At 70.4% G+C, this 17,605-nt stretch carries 18 protein-coding genes; 6 read left to right on the top strand and 12 right to left on the bottom strand.

What is annotated here, in order from left to right; genetic code table 11:
• Window positions 1–35: 35 nt before the first annotated feature.
• The 9 genes from ABD844_RS01060 to ABD844_RS01100 form a co-directional block, all read right to left on the bottom strand.
• The gene (locus ABD844_RS01060) at window positions 36–2,162 is read right to left on the bottom strand and encodes an alpha-galactosidase (RefSeq protein WP_344871925.1); all 2,127 of its coding nucleotides are present in this window, start codon (window positions 2,160–2,162) and stop codon (window positions 36–38) included.
• Window positions 2,155–2,892: a FadR/GntR family transcriptional regulator gene (locus ABD844_RS01065; protein ID WP_344871927.1), complete on the bottom strand. Its 738-nt coding sequence runs from the start codon at window positions 2,890–2,892 to the stop codon at window positions 2,155–2,157. Before ABD844_RS01065 ends, ABD844_RS01060 begins: the two co-directional genes overlap by 8 nt.
• Window positions 2,889–3,821, bottom strand: coding sequence for a dihydrodipicolinate synthase family protein (locus tag ABD844_RS01070; RefSeq protein WP_344871929.1), 933 nt, complete (start codon window positions 3,819–3,821; stop codon window positions 2,889–2,891). Before ABD844_RS01070 ends, ABD844_RS01065 begins: the two co-directional genes overlap by 4 nt.
• 24 nt (window positions 3,822–3,845) lie before the next feature.
• On the bottom strand, window positions 3,846–4,673 hold the full coding sequence (locus ABD844_RS01075) for a carbohydrate ABC transporter permease (RefSeq protein WP_344871931.1): 828 nt from the start codon (window positions 4,671–4,673) through the stop codon (window positions 3,846–3,848).
• On the bottom strand, window positions 4,670–5,608 hold the full coding sequence (locus ABD844_RS01080; RefSeq protein ID WP_344871933.1) for a carbohydrate ABC transporter permease: 939 nt from the start codon (window positions 5,606–5,608) through the stop codon (window positions 4,670–4,672). Before ABD844_RS01080 ends, ABD844_RS01075 begins: the two co-directional genes overlap by 4 nt.
• A gap of 21 nt (window positions 5,609–5,629) precedes the next feature.
• The gene (locus tag ABD844_RS01085) at window positions 5,630–6,880 is read right to left on the bottom strand and encodes an ABC transporter substrate-binding protein (RefSeq protein ID WP_344871935.1); all 1,251 of its coding nucleotides are present in this window, start codon (window positions 6,878–6,880) and stop codon (window positions 5,630–5,632) included.
• A gap of 210 nt (window positions 6,881–7,090) precedes the next feature.
• On the bottom strand, window positions 7,091–7,888 hold the full coding sequence (locus ABD844_RS01090; RefSeq protein WP_344871937.1) for an ABC transporter permease: 798 nt from the start codon (window positions 7,886–7,888) through the stop codon (window positions 7,091–7,093).
• Complete coding sequence (locus ABD844_RS01095; protein WP_344871939.1) at window positions 7,881–8,636, bottom strand: ABC transporter permease; 756 nt, start codon at window positions 8,634–8,636, stop codon at window positions 7,881–7,883. Before ABD844_RS01095 ends, ABD844_RS01090 begins: the two co-directional genes overlap by 8 nt.
• Window positions 8,633–9,571 carry an ABC transporter ATP-binding protein gene (locus tag ABD844_RS01100; protein ID WP_344871941.1) on the bottom strand — a complete coding sequence of 313 codons (939 nt, stop codon included), beginning with the start codon at window positions 9,569–9,571 and terminating at the stop codon, window positions 8,633–8,635. Before ABD844_RS01100 ends, ABD844_RS01095 begins: the two co-directional genes overlap by 4 nt.
• Before the next feature lie 247 nt (window positions 9,572–9,818).
• On the opposite strand from ABD844_RS01100, the gene ABD844_RS01105 reads away from it, so the two are divergent.
• The 3 genes from ABD844_RS01105 to ABD844_RS01115 are packed head-to-tail and all read left to right on the top strand — an operon-like array spanning window position 9,819 to window position 11,268.
• Window positions 9,819–10,172 carry an ArsR/SmtB family transcription factor gene (locus ABD844_RS01105; protein WP_344871942.1) on the top strand — a complete coding sequence of 118 codons (354 nt, stop codon included), beginning with the start codon at window positions 9,819–9,821 and terminating at the stop codon, window positions 10,170–10,172.
• Entirely contained in the window at window positions 10,169–10,645 is a 477-nt protein-coding gene (locus tag ABD844_RS01110; protein ID WP_344871944.1) for an SRPBCC domain-containing protein, read from the top strand. The genes ABD844_RS01105 and ABD844_RS01110 overlap by 4 nt, the downstream gene beginning before the upstream one ends.
• On the top strand, window positions 10,642–11,268 hold the full coding sequence (locus ABD844_RS01115; RefSeq protein WP_344871946.1) for a dihydrofolate reductase family protein: 627 nt from the start codon (window positions 10,642–10,644) through the stop codon (window positions 11,266–11,268). The genes ABD844_RS01110 and ABD844_RS01115 overlap by 4 nt, the downstream gene beginning before the upstream one ends.
• Window positions 11,269–11,335: 67 nt before the next feature.
• Here ABD844_RS01115 and ABD844_RS01120 read toward each other — a convergent pair whose 3' ends face one another.
• Complete coding sequence (locus tag ABD844_RS01120; RefSeq protein WP_344871948.1) at window positions 11,336–11,884, bottom strand: hypothetical protein; 549 nt, start codon at window positions 11,882–11,884, stop codon at window positions 11,336–11,338.
• A 489-nt stretch (window positions 11,885–12,373) separates the two neighbouring features.
• On the bottom strand, window positions 12,374–12,955 hold the full coding sequence (locus ABD844_RS01125; protein WP_344871950.1) for a TetR/AcrR family transcriptional regulator: 582 nt from the start codon (window positions 12,953–12,955) through the stop codon (window positions 12,374–12,376).
• 93 nt (window positions 12,956–13,048) lie between these two features.
• On the opposite strand from ABD844_RS01125, the gene ABD844_RS01130 reads away from it, so the two are divergent.
• Entirely contained in the window at window positions 13,049–13,909 is an 861-nt protein-coding gene (locus ABD844_RS01130; protein ID WP_344871952.1) for an NAD(P)-dependent oxidoreductase, read from the top strand.
• A 147-nt stretch (window positions 13,910–14,056) separates the two neighbouring features.
• Here the strand turns inward: ABD844_RS01130 and ABD844_RS01135 are convergent, their stop codons facing one another.
• A complete protein-coding gene (locus ABD844_RS01135; protein ID WP_344871954.1) occupies window positions 14,057–14,746 on the bottom strand; it encodes a hypothetical protein in 690 nt (229 codons plus the stop codon).
• 269 nt (window positions 14,747–15,015) lie between these two features.
• On the opposite strand from ABD844_RS01135, the gene ABD844_RS01140 reads away from it, so the two are divergent.
• Window positions 15,016–15,585 carry a hypothetical protein gene (locus ABD844_RS01140; RefSeq protein ID WP_344871956.1) on the top strand — a complete coding sequence of 190 codons (570 nt, stop codon included), beginning with the start codon at window positions 15,016–15,018 and terminating at the stop codon, window positions 15,583–15,585.
• A gap of 201 nt (window positions 15,586–15,786) precedes the next feature.
• Window positions 15,787–17,586, top strand: a complete 1,800-nt coding sequence (locus ABD844_RS01145) for a hypothetical protein (protein ID WP_344871958.1) — start codon at window positions 15,787–15,789, stop codon at window positions 17,584–17,586.
• Window positions 17,587–17,605 lie beyond the last annotated feature (19 nt).

Raw genomic sequence — 17,605 nt, forward strand, 5'->3', positions numbered from 1 at the left:
TCCTTGCATGGGGGTTGAGAGGGATCCGTTACGGCTCAGCGGGCGCGAAGCTCGATGAGCATTGCCTGGGACGGGTTGAGCAGCGGGGCCGCGAGCCCCGCCCGGGTGAGCAGGGCGCCGGGCAGCGTGGTTCCCGCGGCCGACCAGGCCGGCTGGCGGAAGCGGCGGTCCGGGGCGGCGGTCAGGTCGGTCAGGGGTGTCACGTGGTAGGTGGCGTGTTCGTCGAGCCCGGCCAGCCGGAGCCGGGGCGGCGCGACGTACGGGGAGGTGGCGGTGGCGACGCAGGCGAACAGCGCATGACGGCGGTCGGCCGAGACCACGCCGTGGGTCAGGAGTTCGGGCCGGTGGCCCGGGTCGACCCTGACGACCTCCCCGCCGTGCAGCAGCGGCCGCAGCCGTTTGTACGCCTCCGTCCAGCGGCGCAGGTACGCCAGCTCCTCGGGCGAGCAGGTGGTCAGGTCCCACTCCAGCCCCGCGTGGCCGAACAACGCGGTGGCCGCGCGGAAGGGCAGGTCGGCGGCGCGGCCGGTGACGTGGGCGGTCGGCGGCCCGATGTGCGAGCCGATCAGCTCCGGCGGCACCAGGACCGACAGCCAGCGCTGGATGTCCTGCCGGTCCAGCGGGTCGTTGGTGTCGGAGGCCCACACCCGGTCGGTACGGGCCAGGATGCCGAGGTCGATGCGCGCGCCGCCGGAGGAGCACGACTCGATCTCCAGCCGTGGATGCCGCTCGCGCAGGCGGTCGAGCAGCCGGTAGAGGGCCAGGGTCTGCGCCCGGACGCCGGGGCCGCCGTCGTGCACGGCCTCCAGCAGGTCACGGTTGTGGTCCCACTTCAGGTAGCCGACGCCGTACTCGCTCACCAGGGCGTCCAGCCGCCCGAGGATGTGCTCGAAGGCGTCGGGGACGGCCAGGTCGAGCACGTGCTGGTGACGCCACTCGCGCGGGGTGCGGCCCGGCGCGGCCAGCAGCCAGTCGGGATGGGCGCGGGCCAGGTCGGAGTCGAGGTTGACCATCTCGGGTTCGACCCAGAGCCCGAACTCCATGCCGAGTTCGCGGACGCGGTCGGCCAGCGGGTTGAGCCCCTCGGGCCAGGTGTCCTTCGCGACGTGCCAGTCGCCGAGCCCGGCGGTGTCGTTCCCGCGGCCGTGGAACCAGCCGTCGTCCAGGACGAACCGTTCCACGCCGATCTCGGCGGCGCGTTCTGCCAGGGTGAGGAGGTGGTCGGGCCGCTGGTCGAAGTAGACGGCCTCCCAGGTGTTCAGCACGACCGGGCGGGGCGTGCGCGGGTGGCCGGGCCGGGCGCGCAGCCACCGGTGCAGGCGGTCGCTCACACCGTCGAGGCCGCGGTCGGAGTAGGCGAAGTAGGCCCACGGGGACTCGTACGACTCCCCCGGGGCCAGCCGTACCTCGCCGGGGCCGAGCAGTTCGCCCGCGCCGATGACCGACCAGCCCTCGGGAAGCCGCTCGGCGTGGTGCTGGTGGTTGCCGCTCCAGCCGAGGTGCACCGCCCACACCTCCCCGTGCCGGAAGCCGAAGCCGGGGGTGCCGGCGACCAGCAGGCCGGTGGCGCTGTGCCCGGTGCGTCCCCGGCGCAGCTCCAGGGAGCGGATGCCCTGGTGGAAGGGGGAACGCTGGGGGTGGCGCTCGCGGCCCCAGCGTCCGGTCCAGTCCATCAGCTCGCCCGCGTGGTCGGGCACCGGCAGCAGTGACAGCGGCGCGGCCAGGGTCCACGGGGTGGTGCCGAGGTTGGTCAGGGTGTGCCGCAGCCGCACCACCCCTTGGGGCTCAAGGTGCAGCTCGGTCACCGTGCCGACGCCCGCCTCCGCGTCCTCGGCTCGGACGAGCACCCGGCCCGCGAGAGCCTCCGCCTCGATGTCCGTCGTACGCAACCGCAGGTGGGGCAGTCGGCCCTCGCCATGTCCAGCGACGCCGGGCCGTCCCTGCCAGCCCTCGTGCTCGCCGGGCAGCAGCGACAGCACGGGCGGGCTCGGCGGGGAGGCGCCGAGCCGGGCAGGGGCCCAGGCGCCGGTCAGCGCGTCGAGTGACACGCCGTCCAGCGGGCCCAGGGCCGGGCCCCAGTGCAGGACGCTGGGTAACCCGGGGCCGTCGAGGCTCAGCACGAGCGCCGTGCCGTCGGCGCTCAGGATCAGCGGCTCAGGCATGCGCGCCGCCCTGACCTGCCGGTGGGGCCTGTTCGCCGGAGGGCGGGCGGGCGTCCGCCGGGTCGATGAGGGCGATCCGCCGGCGTACGTCGTCGAAGTGCGCGCGCATCTCGGCCGCCGCCAGCTCTGCGTCCCCCTCGCGCAGGGCCCGCACGATCGCCAGGTGGATGGGCGCCAGGCGGCGCGTCCCCGGCGCCTTGAGAGCCTCGCCCAGCCGGGCGAACAGCTCCCAGAACGTCTCTATAACCTGGTCGACCAGCGTGTTGCCGAGCGCCCGGTAAAGCCGCAGGTGGAACTCCTTGTCCACGTCGGAGGTGGGCACCCCGGCCGTCTCCCGCTCCCCCATCACCTTGGCCAGCCGCTCGCATTCGTGCAGCTCGACGCTGGCCGGGAGCTTGGCGACGAACGCCATCAGCCCCACCTCCATGGCCTCGCGCGCCACCAGGATCTCGCCGAAGCGGGCGCCGGTGTCGGCCAGCCCGTACGGCAACTGCTCGATGATGGGACGGAAGGAGAAGGCGGAGACGAACAGCCCGTTGCCGTGCCGTGCCTCGATCACCCCGAGCGTCTGCAGGCTCCTGGTGGCCTCCCGCAGCGAGAGCCTGCTGACGCCCAGCTCACTGGCCAGGGCCGCCTCCGGCGGCAGCCGATCGCCCGGACGCAACCTGTGCGTCTGGATGTACTCCTTGAGGCGGGCCTGCGCCTCGCGGTAGATGGGCGACTTGGTCAACTCGCCGTCCCCGTCCGCTCCGCCACGATCGGCCGCAGGTCCTCAGCCAGGCGGTCGATCTGCGCCATCGCGTCGGCGGGCAGCGAGTCCCACGGCGAGCGGCACCGCCCGGTGCGGGGCCCGAACCGGGAGACCAGCTCCTTGACCGTGGCGAGCGAGCCGAGCCGGTCGGCCAGCTCGGCCACGTCCCGGAAGGGACGGTGCAGGCGGGCGGCCTCGTCCAGGCGTCCCTCCGTGGCGGCGGCGAAGACCTGCCGGGCGCGGGGGGCGAGGAAGTTGTACAGGCTGCCGATGACGGACCGCGCGCCCAGCGCCAGCGCCGCCGGGAGCAGCTCGTCCTTGCCCCAGAAGACGCGCACGCCGGGCGCGACCTCCTGGGTCCTGGCGAACTCCAGCAGGTCGCCGTCGGTGAACTTCACGGCGGCCAGCGTCGGGACGTGCTTGACGCCCTCGGCGACCACCGCGGACACCGGCAGGTCCAGGCCCGTCATGCCGGGAATGTGGTAGTAGCAGAGCGGCACGCCGGGCGCCGCCTCCGCGATTTTGGCCAGGTGCGCCACCACCGCCTCCACCTTGGCGGAGGTGCCGTAGTAGGGGGCCACCGCGGCGATCATGTCGGCCCCGAGGCTCGCCGCCTGAGCGGCGAGTTCGCACGCCTGCCCCAGGGCGGTGTGCCCGACATGCACAGCGAGCCCCAGCCCGGACGGACGGTGCTCGGCCCACGCCGCGGCCAGCTCCAACCGCTCAGCGGTGGACAGGGCGGGGAACTCCCCCGTCGTCCCGCCGACGAAGACGCCGTTCACCCCCTCCCCGAGCAGGTGGGCGGCCTGCTCGCCGACGGCCTCCAGGCGAAGCTCGCCTTCGGGGCCGAACGGCGTGTTGACGGCCGCCCAGATCTCGAGGCCGGTGCCTCCGGGAACAACGTGCATCAAGTAACCCTTCTCTCTTGGGAGCTAGCTCTTGCTGGCCCCGGCCGTCAGACCTCCGACGACGAAGCGCTGCAGGAAGAGGAACGCCAGGAAGATCGGCAAAGCGACCACGGCGGAGACCGCCATGACGTCGTTCCAGCGCGTGCCGAACGCGTTGGTCAGCCCCGCGAGGACCACACTGATCGGCTGCATCTCGTCTTTGGTGGCCAGCGCGAGCGCGAAGACGAACTCGCCCCAGGCGCCGAGGAAGCTCACCACGGCGACGGTGACGATGCCCGGCACGGACACCGGCAGCGCGATGCGGACGAACGCCCGCCACTGGTTGCAGCCGTCGACCCGGGCCGCCTCGACGACCTCGCCGGGCACCGCCAGGAAGTACGGCCGCAGCACGGTCACGGCCAGAGGCAGCGCCAGGGAGCAGTTGGCCACGACCAGTCCCGCGTAGGTGTTGACGAGTCCCAGATTACTGAAGATCACGAACATCGGCAGCGCCACGTTGATCGCCGGGATCATCTGGACCACGAGGAACAGCAGGAGGAAGGCGTTGACGAAGCGCAGCCGGAACCGCGCCAGCCCGTACGCCGCGGGAAGGGCCAGCGCGAGCGTCAGCACCGTCGTGGCCGCCCCGACCACGGTGCTGTTGCCCAGGCCGCGCAGCACGGCCGAGTTGTTCAGCACGCTGTCGGCGTACGCGCCGAACGTGACCGGCGAGGGCACCAGGTCGGGCGGGCTGGCGAAGATGTCGCCGGGCAGCTTGAGCGAGGTCGCGACCATCCAGTAGACGGGCACGATGTACAGGGCGGCCAGGAGTATGCCGATCGACGTGCTCAGCCAGGCGCGGAGGGAGGTCACGACAGCTCCTCCTTCCTCAGCGAGCGGAAGTAGAACACGCTCAGCAGCAGCGGGATCAACAGCATGACAGTCGTCTCGGCGGCCCCGGTGCCGAACCTGAAGAACTGGAAAGCCTCCAGATAGGCGTGAATGGGCAGGATCGTGGTGGCGCCGCCGGGACCACCGCGGGTCATCAGGTAGATGGTGTCGAAGGTCTTGAACACGGTCACGAACAGCAGCATCAGCACCGTCATGCTGACCGGCCGCAGGAGCGGCACGGTGATGCGGGTGAAGCGCTGCCAGGTGTTCGCGCCGTCGATGCGGGCGGCCTCGTACAGGCTGTCGGGGATGTTCTGCAGGCCCGCCAGCAGCAGGATCATCGCGAACGGGGCCATGGTCCACGTGGTGGCAAGGACCACCGCGACGAGCGCCGTGGTCGGCTCGACCAGCCAGAACACGTCACGTTCGAGCAGGCCGAGCGCGCCCAGCGCCGTGTTGACCAGGCCGTAGGTGCCGTCGAGCATCCACCGCCAGATGTTGGCGCTGACGACGCTCGGCAGCACCCAGGCCACCAGCAGCACCGAGCGCATCAGGTTGCGGCCGGGGAATCGGCGGTTCAGGAACACCGCCATCGCCAGGCCGCCGCCGAACGACAGCGCGACGCAGAGCACCGTGTAGATCACCGAGATCGCGAGCGCGCGGCCGAACTCCGGCCGGGCGAACCTGCTCAGGTAGTTGTCGAACCCCACGAAGTCGCCGCCACCGGCGACGATCTCGCGTACGCCCACGTCACGGAAGCTGACCCCGATGTTGTAGACGAGCGGGTACAGCACCGTGACGGTGACGAACACCACCGCGGGCAGCACGAAGAGATAGGTCGAGATCGGCACCTGCCGCCGCGGGCGCGGGGTTCCCCCCGCGGCCGCGGCGGAGCGCTTACCGAGCAGCAGAGCCACTGCCTCTCCTCACCTGGGCCTTCAGCCGGCCAGCGCTTGGTCGATCTTCTGCTGAGCCTGGGTGAGGGCGTCGCCCACGTTCGCCGAGCCGCTGATCGCGGCCTGCAGCGCGCCCTGGAGGTGGGTGAACACCTCGCTGGCGGAGGCCGCCAGCGGGCCCTCGGGCACCCAGGCCGACTTGAGCTGCTCCTGGAACACGGCGCGCGCCTCGTCCTCGCCGGGGGGCACGTCGCTGCGGGCGGGCAGCTTGTTCCGGTCGGGGAGGTATTCGGCAAGCACCTCCGGACGCTGCATCCACGTCATCAGGTCCCAGGCCGCATCGGGGTTCTTGCTGCCGGAGGTGATGGTCAGGTTCTCCGCGCCGAGCAGGGTGGGGTTCTGCGCGTCCTTGGGCAGCAGCGCGACCTTCCACTTCAGGTCGGGCTTCTCGGTACGGAGGGTGCTGACGTACGTGGCCGAGTTGATCATCATGGCGGTCCGCTCGTTGGCGAACTGGTTCTTGACGTCCTCCTCGTTCCAGCCCAGGATCCCCTTGGACATGGCTCCGGAGTCCACCATCTCCTTGAACTGGGTGAGCGCCTTGGTCGCCTGCGGCGTGTTCACCTTGGCGACGTCGCCGCCCGCGGCCAGGATGCGGATGATCAGGCCGGTGGCTCCCTCGTCGCCCTCGATGCCGCTCACCGCGAGGCCCTGGCGTTCGCCGGTGGCCAGCTTCTTCGCGGTCGCCGCCACCTCGTCCCAGGTCTTCGGCGGCTCCACGCCGGCCTCGTCGAGCAGGTCGGTGTTGTAGTAGAGCGCGTACGCGTCGGCGAGGTGCGGCAGGCCGTAGGTCTTGCCGCCGACCTGGGTGGTCTGCCAGCTCGCCGGGAAGAAGCCGTCCTTCTTGCCCCAGGCGGCGACCTTGTCGTCGAGTTCCTGGATGATTCCCGCCTCCACCATCGCCTGGGTGTGGAAGGCGTTGATGAGCGCGATGTCGGGCAGTTCGCCGCCGGCGGCGGACTGCAGCAGCGTGCGGGTGAAGTCGCCGAACGGGATGTGCCGCGGCTGGACGTCGACGCCCGGGTGCTCGCGCTCGTACCGCTCCACGAGTCGCACTAACGCCCCTCCGGTCGCGCTGTCCGGCGGGCCGTAGTAGTGCCACAGGGTCAGCGTCTTCTCGCCACCGCTGTCTCCGGCGGAGTCGGTCCCGCCGCCTCCCCCGCATCCCGTCGCCAGCACACCCGCCATGAGCAGCGCCGCGACGCGGCGAAGCGAAACCCCACCAAGTCTCATGAGGCCCTCCTGTTTCGTGGATCAGCAGGACCGGAACATAGATTAGATATCTGACCTCTGTCAATGAGATGTTTCGCGTTCGTTACGGACCACCCACCTCCGATGACAGGGACGGTTAACCGCGAGGACCGAATCCGGAGGGCCGCGCAGACCCGTTGGGGCTACGCGGCCTCCCCAGCTAGAAAGGGCTTTCCCAAGGCTCGGCGGGTCTCAGTGGCCGACGCTCTGGTAGTGGTCGAGCTGGCTTCGCCAGACCCGGTACGCCAGCGCGACGAGCACCACCCCCAGCAGCGGCGCGGCCGGCGCCCACGGGCTGTCGAGCTTGCCGAGCACGACGCTCGCGGGCACGTACGCCACGAAGGCGACCGGCACCACGAACGTGAGCACCCACTCGACCGCGCCACCGAAGATCTTCATCGGGTACGAGCCGAACTTGCTGAAGACGTCGTCGACGAAGACCCGCAGCGCGAAGGTGTCGATCATGCGCAGCGACAGGGAGCAGAGCGCGAGGAAGAAGGCGGCCTCGATGAGGGCGCCGCCGACGATCGCGATCAGGCAGAACGCGATCAACCAGGCGCTCCACGGGACCTGCGCGCTCTGACTAGCCACGGCGAGCAGCGTCAGGCCCACGAGCAGGTCGCCGAACTGGGCGATGCCCATCCGGTTGCCCATGAGTTGGACGAGGGGGTTGAGCGGGCGCAGCAGGAACCGGTCGAACTCCCCGCCGAGGACCAGCCACTGGATGTCGTTCATGCTCATCAGGGGGATCATGGCCAGGGCGTGGGCGGTCAGGCGCAGGCCGTACAGGAAGGCGATCTCCGCCAGGCCCCAGCCCGCCAGCGACGGGAAGGTGTGCATCACCACCCAGATGAAGGCGAACCCGGTGCCCTGCCAGATCGCCCCGCTGAGGATGCCGATCACGGTGTTCATGCGGTACTGCATGGCGCCGCGGGCGGAGGCGCGCTGGAGCAGGACGTACAGCCGCAGGGCGCGCAGGATCTCAGCCACCCTGGATCACCACCCTGCGGTGGGCCCGTGACCAGGTCAGCGCGAGCAGGCCCCAGAGCCCCGCGACCCAGGCGAGTTCGACCAGGACAGGGCCCGTGACGTCCGGGATGTGACCGACGTAGACCGCCGCGGGCACGTAGCCCAGGTACTTGAAGGGCAGGGCCTCGGCGAGCGCGCCCAGGAAGCCGGGGAAGAAGGCGAGCGGCACCATCGTCCCGGCGAAGAACTGGCTGACGAGCCGGTAGAGCAGCGAGATCGCCCCGATCTCCATCGTCCAGAAGCCGATCAGGCTGATCAGCAGCGCCAGCTGCACCGCGATCACGTAGCCGAGCACCAGCGTGACCACGTAGCCCAGGCCGTTGACCGGCGTGGTGATCGAGCCGACCAGCAGCACCACCGGGACGACCGGGGCGAGCAGCAGCAGGCCGCCCACGGTGTTCCCGACCTGGAAGGCGGCCATCTGCCTCAGGTAGCCGACCGGCCTGGCCAGGTCGAAGAAGACCATGCCGGTACGGATGCGATGGTGGACGGTCCGGGAGACGAGGGTCTGGGTGGCGAAGCCCTGGAGGTTGGCCAGGGTCAGGTAGGCCAGCAGCGCCTCCAGTGTGAGCCCGGCGGCGGAGGGGCGTGAGCCGTACACCGAGGTCCAGATCATGCGCAGCAGGAACACCTGGGCGACCAGCGTCACGCAGGTCATCACGATGTTGCTGCGGTAGGCCAGGGCGAGGCGGAAACCGATGCGCGTCATCGGGTGTAGATCCCCTTGATCACGCTCTCCAGGTCGGGTTCCTCGACCGACAGGTCGCGGATGGTGTGCTCGGCGGCGATCGAGGCGATCACACCCGGCAGGTCGTCGTGGATCTCGAAGACGTGGCGGCCCTCGGCGTCCCGCGACACCCCGCGCACCTCCTCCGGCGCGGACTCCAGCAGCACCACCAGCCGCCTGGGCTGGTTCACCAGCGCGCCGATGGCGCCGTCGAAGAGCACCCGGCCGTGGTCGATGAGGATGATCCGCTCGCACAACGCCTCGACGTCGGCCAGATCGTGCGTGGTGAGGATGACGGTGGTGCGGCCGGCGCGGTTGGTCTCCACGATGAACTCGCGCACGGCCTCCTTGGCCAGCACGTCCAGCCCGACGGTGGGCTCGTCGAGGTAGAGGAGCGGTGGGTCGTACAGCATGGCCGCGGCCAGGTCGCCCCGCATCCGCTGGCCCAGGCTGAGCTGCCGGACCGGGGTGTCGAGGAACTCGTCGAGCCCGAGCACGTCGCGCAGCCTCTTCATGGACGCCTCGAAGCGCGGCGCGGGAACGTCGTAGAGCGAGCCCACCAGCCGGAACGACTCGATCAGCGGCAGGTCCCACCACAACTGGCTGCGCTGGCCGAAGACCACGCCGACGTTGCGCGCGTTGGCCGAGCGATCGCGCCACGGCACCAGGCCGTTGACCCGCACGGTGCCGCTCGTGGGGGTGAGGATGCCGGTGAGGATCTTGATGGTGGTGGACTTGCCCGCGCCGTTCGGGCCGAGGTAGCCGATGACCTCACCCTCGTCGATCTCGAAGCTGACGTCGTCGACGGCGGTCTTGTCGTCGTACTGGCGGGTGACCAGCGTGCGTAACGCCCCGAAAGGTCCGGAGAAAGTGCGTGGCCGGCGAAAGACTTTGGTTAACCCCTCGACTTCGATCATGGAAGAATTCTTTCTACGGAACACGCCTCCTGCAAGTTGTTTTCATTACCAGCGGACTTTTCCGAGCTTTCTGGCCGGCGATTTCGGCGGACAATCGGATAAATGGCAGGACGCTTTCTGAGATGTGGTGGAGCCCGAACTCCACCGCCGCCGCCCGGCCAGAGCGGGCTCCGCACCACCCACGCACGGAGACGCCCGACACTTAGCTCTTGCGCTAACCATCGGGGGTCCAGTATTACTTAGCCCCATGGCACAGTATTCGGCACAACTGGACGGCGTGTTCATCGCGCTCGCCGACCCGACCAGGCGGGCCGTCGTACGACGCCTCGGCCGCGGGCCGACGAGCGTCGGCGAGCTCGCCCGGGACTTCCCGATGACCCTCCCCTCGTTCATGAAACACGTGCGGACGCTCGAGTCGAACGGGCTCATCCACACGGCCAAGTCCGGCCGGGTACGCACGTGCGTGCTCAACCGCGAGCGGCTCGCCCTCGTCGACGACTGGCTCGCGGAGCAGCGCCGGATCTGGGAGGAGCGCACCGACCGCCTCGAACAGTTCGTCACCGACCCGTTCGTCACCGACCAGAAGGAGGACCAGCGGTGAACCCCGACCTCGACCTCAGCCTGGAACGGATCATCCGCGCCCCGCGCGCGACCGTGTGGCGCGCCTGGACCGACCCCGCCCGGCTTGCGCGATGGTGGGTCCCGGCTCCGTCGCGCTGCCTGGTGGACCGGCTGGACCCACGGCCCGGCGGGGCGTTCGTGACGCGGCTGAGTGACGACGGGGCCGAGTTCGTCCCGCACCTGGACGCGTGCTTCCTCGCCGTCGACGAGCTGCGGCGCATCGTGTTCACCAACGCGATCGACAGCACCTGGCGGCCCGCGCATCCCGCCCCCGTCGCGATGACCGCCACGATCACGCTGGACGACCACCCCGACGGCACCGACTACCGGATGCTCGTCCGGCACCGCGACCCGGAGGCCCGCGCCCTTCACGAGAAGCTCGGCTTCGCCGACGGCTGGGGTACGGTCGCCGCCCAGTTGGCCGCCTTCGCCGAGGGCGGAGACCCGCGATGAGGCTCACCCTGACCGAGTTCGTCACGCTCGACGGAGTCAGCCAGGGCCCCGGCTCGCCGGACGAGGACACCGGCGACGGCTTCACCCGCGGCGGCTGGCTCGTGCCCCACATCGACGGGACGTTCCTCCAGCGCGCCTCCGACTGGCTCGACCTCGCCGACGGCCTGCTGCTCGGCCGGCGCACCTACGAGGCGTTCGCCCGCGACTGGCCGAAGATCACCGATCCGGCCGACCCGTTCACCGAGCGGATGAACGCGCTGCCGAAGTACGTCGTGTCCAGCACTCTCACCGAGGGCGCCTGGCACCCCACGACCGTGCTCAGCGGGAACCCCGTCCGGACGGTGGCCGAGCTCAAGGAGCGACCGGGACGGGAACTCCAGATCCACGGCAGCGCCCGACTGGGCGACACACTGCTGGCGGCGGGCCTGGTCGACACGGTCCGGCTCGTGGTCGCGCCCACGGTGCTCAGGACCGGCAGGCGTCTTCTGGGCGTGCCGGGCGCCGCGTCCGGTCTCCGCCTGGTTCGCCACGAGGCGACGCCGAACGGTCTGCTGCTCCTCGAATACGAGACCACGGGCCCGGCGACCCAAGGCGTGTACGAGGGCGTCACCGCCTTCGCATAAGGGCCGGTCCCAGGCCGCGGACAAGCCGCAGCCCAGGACCGCCACGGTACGGTGCCGCAGGTCTTGGTCAGAGGATGACGCGACCGGTCCACGACGGGGCGGCGGCCTTGTAGATCTGGAACGCCCCGCCGTCGAAGTACGGCGAGAAGCTCGTGTCGTAGCGCTGGTCGCCGTCGGTGTCGGCGACGCTGACGGTGATGCCGTTCAGGTAGCCCAGGCCGTCGGTGTAGTGCGAGACCCAGGACGAGCCGAGCGCGCCTTCACCGGTGAACGGGGAGTCGACGGTGACGAACCCCTCGGCCTTCAGACTCGGGACCGCCGCGGACGAGGTGCGGCCCCGGGACGATTCGAGGCTCTCCCCCGAGTACGGCCGCTTACCGTCGAGGTGCGCACCGGCCGGGTAGCCGAAGACGACGACCGGCTCACCCAGCGGCTGGTTCCAGGCCAGGCCCAGCCCGCCGACGCGGTCGCCGAGCCTGCCCGAGTCGGCCAGTCCGCCCTCGGGGGTGGGGACGACTTGCCGAGCCCGGCGTTCGTCGCGAGGTCGAGAGCGCAGTGCCCGGCGGTGGCCACCAGGTTGCGGTACTGCGACTGCATCGCCGTGCCCGTGCACCACTGCGGCCGCCCGTCGGCGGTGACGAAGTAGACCTTGCCCGAGGTGGTGAGCGTCTTGCCGCCCGAGTTGCCCGGCACAGGCACGACGGAGCCCGGCTTGGTGTCGGCCGGAATGCCGGTGCCCGGCAGGATCTCGCCCGTGATCACGGTCTGGACGTCGTAAGGAGTGGCATTCCGCAGGTTGGCGCCGCCGTCTCCGAGCCAGCCGCGACCTCCTGAGCGGCGGCCGCCGTGGCCGCCAGCGGTTCGACCGCCACGTCGGCAGCCGAGGCAGGCGCGGACCCGAAACCCGAGGTCAGTGCTGCGATGGCGAACACCCCTAAATGCGCTTCATTTCGCCTTTCCGTGTCTTCTCGGAAATGCGACCAGGTGATCGGCAGCGCAGGGAGCGCACGCCGAACACCATGATCACGCTACCCGCGGACCTTACCGCATTGCGAACCTGTGTTCGAAGAAGGCCGCGAGGAAGTCAGGCGCGCTTACGAGGCCGTCACCGGTAGGAGTCGACGAGCCGGGCGAGATGCCTGCCGGCGATCACCAATGGCGCCTCGCTCTGGGACACCTGCGCCGACAGCTCCGCGCCCTCCAGCAGGTTGATCACGCTGTGCGCGAGGTCGTGGGCCACGTCGGGGGCGAAGCCGGAGCGCGTGAGCTTGTCGCGGACCAGCGCGCGCCAGTTCTCGTAGGCCGCCTCCGCGGCCTGCTGGATCTCGGGCTCACGGCCCGCGCTCTCCAGCGCCGTGGTGGTGACGGGGCAGCCGTCCAGCCAGCCGGACTCGCGCAGCCCGGTCGCCAGGTCGCGGGTGCAGGCGAGCATCGCCGCGGCCGGGTCGTCCTCCTGGTCGAACACCGTACGCAGGAAGTCGGCGAACTCCCTGTCGCCGTGGCGGACCGCCTCGATCGCCAGCTCCCGCTTCCCGCCGGGGAAGAAGTGGTAGACCGAGCCGAGCGTGGCCCGGGCCTCCAGGGAGATCTGCTTGAGGCCGGTCGCCTCATAGCCCTGCCGCTGCATCAGGCGTGAGGTCGTCCGGACGATCCGCTCCCTGGTGCCGATCTCGTGCTGGGTTCGCATGGTCTCATCGTACTAGGTAGATCGTTCGTTCTAGTGGTGTGCTATCGTCGCTCTCTCGATAGAGCGTTCGTTCTAGTGATGAGGAGAGCGAGAATGCAGTCCGTGACCGTGATCGGGTTGGGCCCCATGGGGCAGGCCATGGTCGGCGCCTACCTCGACGCCGGCTACCAGGTCACCGTGTGGAACCGCACCCCTGCCAGGGCGGACGAGCTGGTGGCGCGGGGTGCGAAGAGGGCGGAGTCCGTCGAGGAGGCGCTCACCGCCAACGAGTTGGTGGTGCTGAGCCTGACCGACTACGACGCGATGGACGCCATCTTGGCGCAGGCCCCACCGGCCGCCCTGAAGGGACGTACGCTGGCCAACCTCACCTCCGACAACCCCGACAGGTCGCGCCGGGCGGCGGCGTGGCTGGCCGAGCGCGGAGCCGTACAGGTCACCGGCGGTGTGCTGGTGCCGCCACCGGGCATCGGCAAGCCGGGCTCCATGACCTACTACAGCGGGCCCGAGGACGCGGTCGAGGCACACCGGCCCGCCCTTGAGGTGCTGACCGGGATCGAATATCTCGGCGAGGACCACGGGCTGGCGGCGCTGTACTACCAGATCGGCATCGACATGTTCTGGACCGCGCTGACCGGCTATCTGCACGGTCAGGCGGTGGCGGAGGCCAACGGCATCTCGGCCGAGGACTTCCTGCCGCACGCGGTGCGGACCCTGGAGCTGCGGTATTTCCTGGAGTTCTACGCGCCCCGCATCACCGCGGGCAACCACGAGGGAGACGTCGACCGCGTCAGCATGGGCGTGGCGAGCCTGGAGCACGTGGTGCACACCACGCGGGCGGCCGGGGTGGACGACTCGCTTCCGTCCGCCGTCTTGGAGATCTTCCGCCGGGGCGCCACCGACGGCCACGCCCAGGACAGCCTCACGAGCCTGATCGGCGTGCTGAAGAACCGCTGAGGAGCCGCCGGGGCGACGTGGTAAGGGGCGACGTGGCCAAGGGGTGGCGTCCTTCGCGGAAATCGTGGCCCGAGAGCAGGAGGACCGGCCGGGGAGTGTGACGTCCCGGCCGGTCCCTTGCCCGGCGACCGCGCGGCCCGGTGATGACTACGAGGTCCGCAGGTCGTACGAGGCCGTGGCCCTGACCGAGGACGAGTTGTGCACGCACGCCGACACCACCACGACGTCCGGCGGCACCGTGACGGCCTGGTCGACGGCCGTACCGGTCACGTCGAGAATCGTGTGGTGCCGGTCGTTCCCGTCGACCCCGGTGATCCGGAACTGGACCGGCACGTCGGAGTTCGCCACGAACCGCACGGCGCCGGAGACGAGCCCGCCGCAGAAGCTTCCGCCGCTCTCATGCGGCGTGAGCACCGCCGTGAGCGGCGCGGCACCGGCCTGGCCCGCCGGATCCTTCGTCTGCATGTTGAACGAGACGACCATCCTGAACTGGTCGGTACGCGGATTCGTCACGCACATCCGGTAGAAGTGGAAACCGGGGGTCGGATGCGTGATGGTGGGATGGTCGGGGATCTCGGCCGTGACCCGCCGGAAGATCTCCGTTTCCTGGCCGCCGGCGGTGGCGGCGGCCCGCACCGTCCACACCGCGGGCCCGTTGTTGTTGGTCGCGTGAATGACCACTCCGGTGCCCGATCCCGTCTGACCCGTGCAGACGGTGCTGCCCGGGGCGATCCAGCCCGCTTCGGCCTGCGCCGGCACGGCCGTCAGCGCCGCGCCGAAGAGCCCGGCCACCAGGGCCAGGACGAGAACCGTGACGCCTCTTCTCAGACTTCTCACCTGCTGCTCCTCCGTCCATTCGAGAGGGTCCGGCTACAGCGTGATGGGCGGGACGGAGACCCGATAGATGAATGCCGCTCATCCAATTGATCGGAACCTGGACCAGGACTGATCACGTGCGGGAGCGGGCATTGACGAAGCGTTCGCAGGAAGCACTTTCCTTGCACGGAAAGTACATGAGAAGGCCCTCACGTCGATCTCACGTTGACCTCACCGCCGGTCGAAATCCTGCCTTTAACGCAGAAAGCGACACCGACGGAGGATACGAGATGCGCAAGATCGGATTGGCTCTGGCCGGGACCGTCCTCGGGGTCGGCATGGGGGCAGCGATGCTCGCCACCCCGGCCCTCGCCGAGGAACGCACCTGTAACGGCACCATCGGCGCGGTGACCCTGGACAACGTACGCGTGCCGCAGGGCGGGAAGTGCACGCTCAACGGCACGCGGGTCAAGGGCACCGTGAAGGTCGAGCGAAACGCTACCCTGCTCGCCCGCGGCGTGCGCGTGGTCGGCAATGTCCAGGCGGAGGGGGCGAGCAGCGTGTCCGTCGTCGCCTCCTCGGTGATCGGCGGCAGCGTCCAGGTGAAGCAGGGCGGTGCGGCCACGGTCGAGTCGTCACACATCAAGGCCGACATCCAGTACGACGCCAATGGCCGGCACCTGAAGGCCAACGACAACCGGGTCGGCGGCAGCATCCAGGTCGTCGGCAACCGCAACGGCGCGGAGATCCGGCGCAACCGGGTCGACGGCAACCTCCAGTGCAAGGAAAACCGCCCGGCGCCCACCGGCAGCGCCAACGTCGTCGACGGCAACAAGGAAGACCAGTGCCGAGGCTTCTAGCCACCACCTGACCGGCCATGACCTCGGTGGGCCCCGTTGTGACGCGGCGCCCACCGACTCCAGGCTTCGGTCGGCTCGCACAGACGGTCAGGTCGTTCGGGGCGGGCAGCGGCGCGGGCGCGGTCTTGGCCGGAGGTTCACACGGGGTCAACGCGGTGTTTGTTGCCGCCCCTGCGGATGCCTGCTTACGGTGCACGCGACATGAAGATCGCGGTGCGGGGTGTCGTGGCGAGGCTCGGACTGCTGGTGTCCGCACTGTCCGTGTGCTCACTGTCCATGGTGGCCACGGCCGCGTTGCCGGTGTCCGTGGCCGCCGGCGCGACGTCGGGGCCGACGTCGGAGCCGGGGTCCGTGGCTCCGGGGCGCGGCGACGGGCCGGGGCCGACGTTCCTCACGCGCTTCGTGGCGCGGGATCCGGGCGTGCCGGTCGCGGTGGCCGGGACGGTGGTGCTGCGGGCCGACGAATGCGCCTCGCGGCTGGTGGTCGCGCGGGAGGGAGCGGGCACCGTCCGCGAGGTCGTACCGCCCGAGCTGGCGTGCGACGAAGGGTACATGCGCTACGAACTCGACACGGCGGCGCTCGAAGCGAACGTCCCGCACACCGCGGAGATCCACGACGCCACGGGCGAGGTGACGGACCGAATCGCCTTCACCCCGGTGGCCCGCGTGCGCGGCGTCGTTCCCGCGCTGCCGAAAGGCGTCTACGTCACCAACGGCTGGGCCGACGCCCCGGTCGCGGCGGGCCTGCGGTACATCGAGGAGGTCAGGGGCGCGGTGCCCGTGTGGGTGCAGGGCATCGCGGTGATCGTGGCCTGGCGCACCCTGCAGCCCGACCCGTCACTGCCGTTGGACACCGCGCGCATCGACGAGGCCCTCGACTACGCCGAGCGGCAGCGTCTCCTGCGCGGCGGGCTGCCGCTGCCGACGATCTTCATCGTCAAGGCCGGCGACTACGCCACCCCGACCTGGTACTACCAGCGCCTCGGCCGGCCCGCCTACCACTTCCCCGGCGGAGAGGGGGTCGGCACGCTGCCGTGGGACTACGTGATGGGCGACCTGTTCGCGGCCGTGACGTCCCAGATCGCCGCCAGGTACGACGGCCGGGCGGAATATCCCGACTTCGCCGGCATCTACCTCTCGGGAGCGGGCACCCCGCACTACCCCGAGATGTGGAGCAGCAGGCCCACCAGGTGCGGCGTGTGGAACGCCGACGTCGGCGTACTCGGCCGGATCGACTACGCCGACTTCACCTGGGACCCGCCCGGCTGCCCCGTGCAGCCTGCCCTCCCCGACCCGCTCAAACAGGCCGAGGCGTACGTCTCGACCACCCGGCTCATGGCGTCGCAGTTCACCCGGACCACGTTGATCGCCATGCTCGACGTCACCCCGCCGGCCGAAGGCAGGAACCGCACGACGACCGCCATGGAACACATCCTCGACCAGGGATTCGACACCGTCTTCGGCGACGCCGCCGACCGCTACACGGTGGGCGTGACGAACCCCGGCCGGCACACCTTCGACCCGAACAACCACAACTTCCGCGAGAAGGACTGGCACAAGTACCGCGTCCTCGCCGCGTACGCCGAGCGGCACCCGGTCTTCCGCCTGATGGAGCTGGGCCCGACCCAGTTCGGCCCGCCGCCCGTCGAGGGCAGCGGCACGCCGGGCTGGTACCTCCCGACCGCCGACCCCGCCGCCGACCGCTACGCGATGCGGGAGGTGGTCCGCTACTGCGCCGGTCCGGCGGAGGACGACCCCAACCGCTACGAGCGCTACGTCGACGCCGACGCGGACGGCGCCGACGACTTCGACGTGGCGTGCGACGGAATGATCATCCATCGCACGAATCTCGACGCCGCCTACCGGGTCCACCAGTGGGTGTTCGACCGCTGCACGGTCTGGCAGGCCGCCTGGGACGTCTGGACCGACTCCACACCACCCGTGCCGACCACCGGCGACTACTGCGAGGAGCCCGCGCCGGCCCGTCCCCCGGCCCGCTGACCTCCGCCCGCCCCACGAC

It is taken from the genome of Nonomuraea antimicrobica, assembly GCF_039536965.1.
Taxonomy (GTDB): Bacteria; Actinomycetota; Actinomycetes; order Streptosporangiales; family Streptosporangiaceae; genus Nonomuraea; species Nonomuraea antimicrobica.

Excerpts from the sequence above, each read along its gene's own strand:
- ABD844_RS01130 (WP_344871952.1), top strand. The coding sequence starts at position 13,049 with ATGCAGTCCGTGACCGTGATCGGGTTGGGCCCCATGGGGCAGGCCATG.
- ABD844_RS01100 (WP_344871941.1), bottom strand. The coding sequence starts at position 9,571 with ATGATCGAAGTCGAGGGGTTAACCAAAGTCTTTCGCCGGCCACGCACT.
- ABD844_RS01060 (WP_344871925.1), bottom strand. The coding sequence starts at position 2,162 with ATGCCTGAGCCGCTGATCCTGAGCGCCGACGGCACGGCGCTCGTGCTG.
- ABD844_RS01085 (WP_344871935.1), bottom strand. The coding sequence starts at position 6,880 with ATGAGACTTGGTGGGGTTTCGCTTCGCCGCGTCGCGGCGCTGCTCATG.
- ABD844_RS01125 (WP_344871950.1), bottom strand. The coding sequence starts at position 12,955 with ATGCGAACCCAGCACGAGATCGGCACCAGGGAGCGGATCGTCCGGACG.
- ABD844_RS01070 (WP_344871929.1), bottom strand. The coding sequence starts at position 3,821 with ATGCACGTTGTTCCCGGAGGCACCGGCCTCGAGATCTGGGCGGCCGTC.
- ABD844_RS01145 (WP_344871958.1), top strand. The coding sequence starts at position 15,787 with ATGAAGATCGCGGTGCGGGGTGTCGTGGCGAGGCTCGGACTGCTGGTG.
- ABD844_RS01105 (WP_344871942.1), top strand. The coding sequence starts at position 9,819 with ATGGCACAGTATTCGGCACAACTGGACGGCGTGTTCATCGCGCTCGCC.
- ABD844_RS01140 (WP_344871956.1), top strand. The coding sequence starts at position 15,016 with ATGCGCAAGATCGGATTGGCTCTGGCCGGGACCGTCCTCGGGGTCGGC.
- ABD844_RS01115 (WP_344871946.1), top strand. The coding sequence starts at position 10,642 with ATGAGGCTCACCCTGACCGAGTTCGTCACGCTCGACGGAGTCAGCCAG.
- ABD844_RS01095 (WP_344871939.1), bottom strand. The coding sequence starts at position 8,636 with ATGACGCGCATCGGTTTCCGCCTCGCCCTGGCCTACCGCAGCAACATC.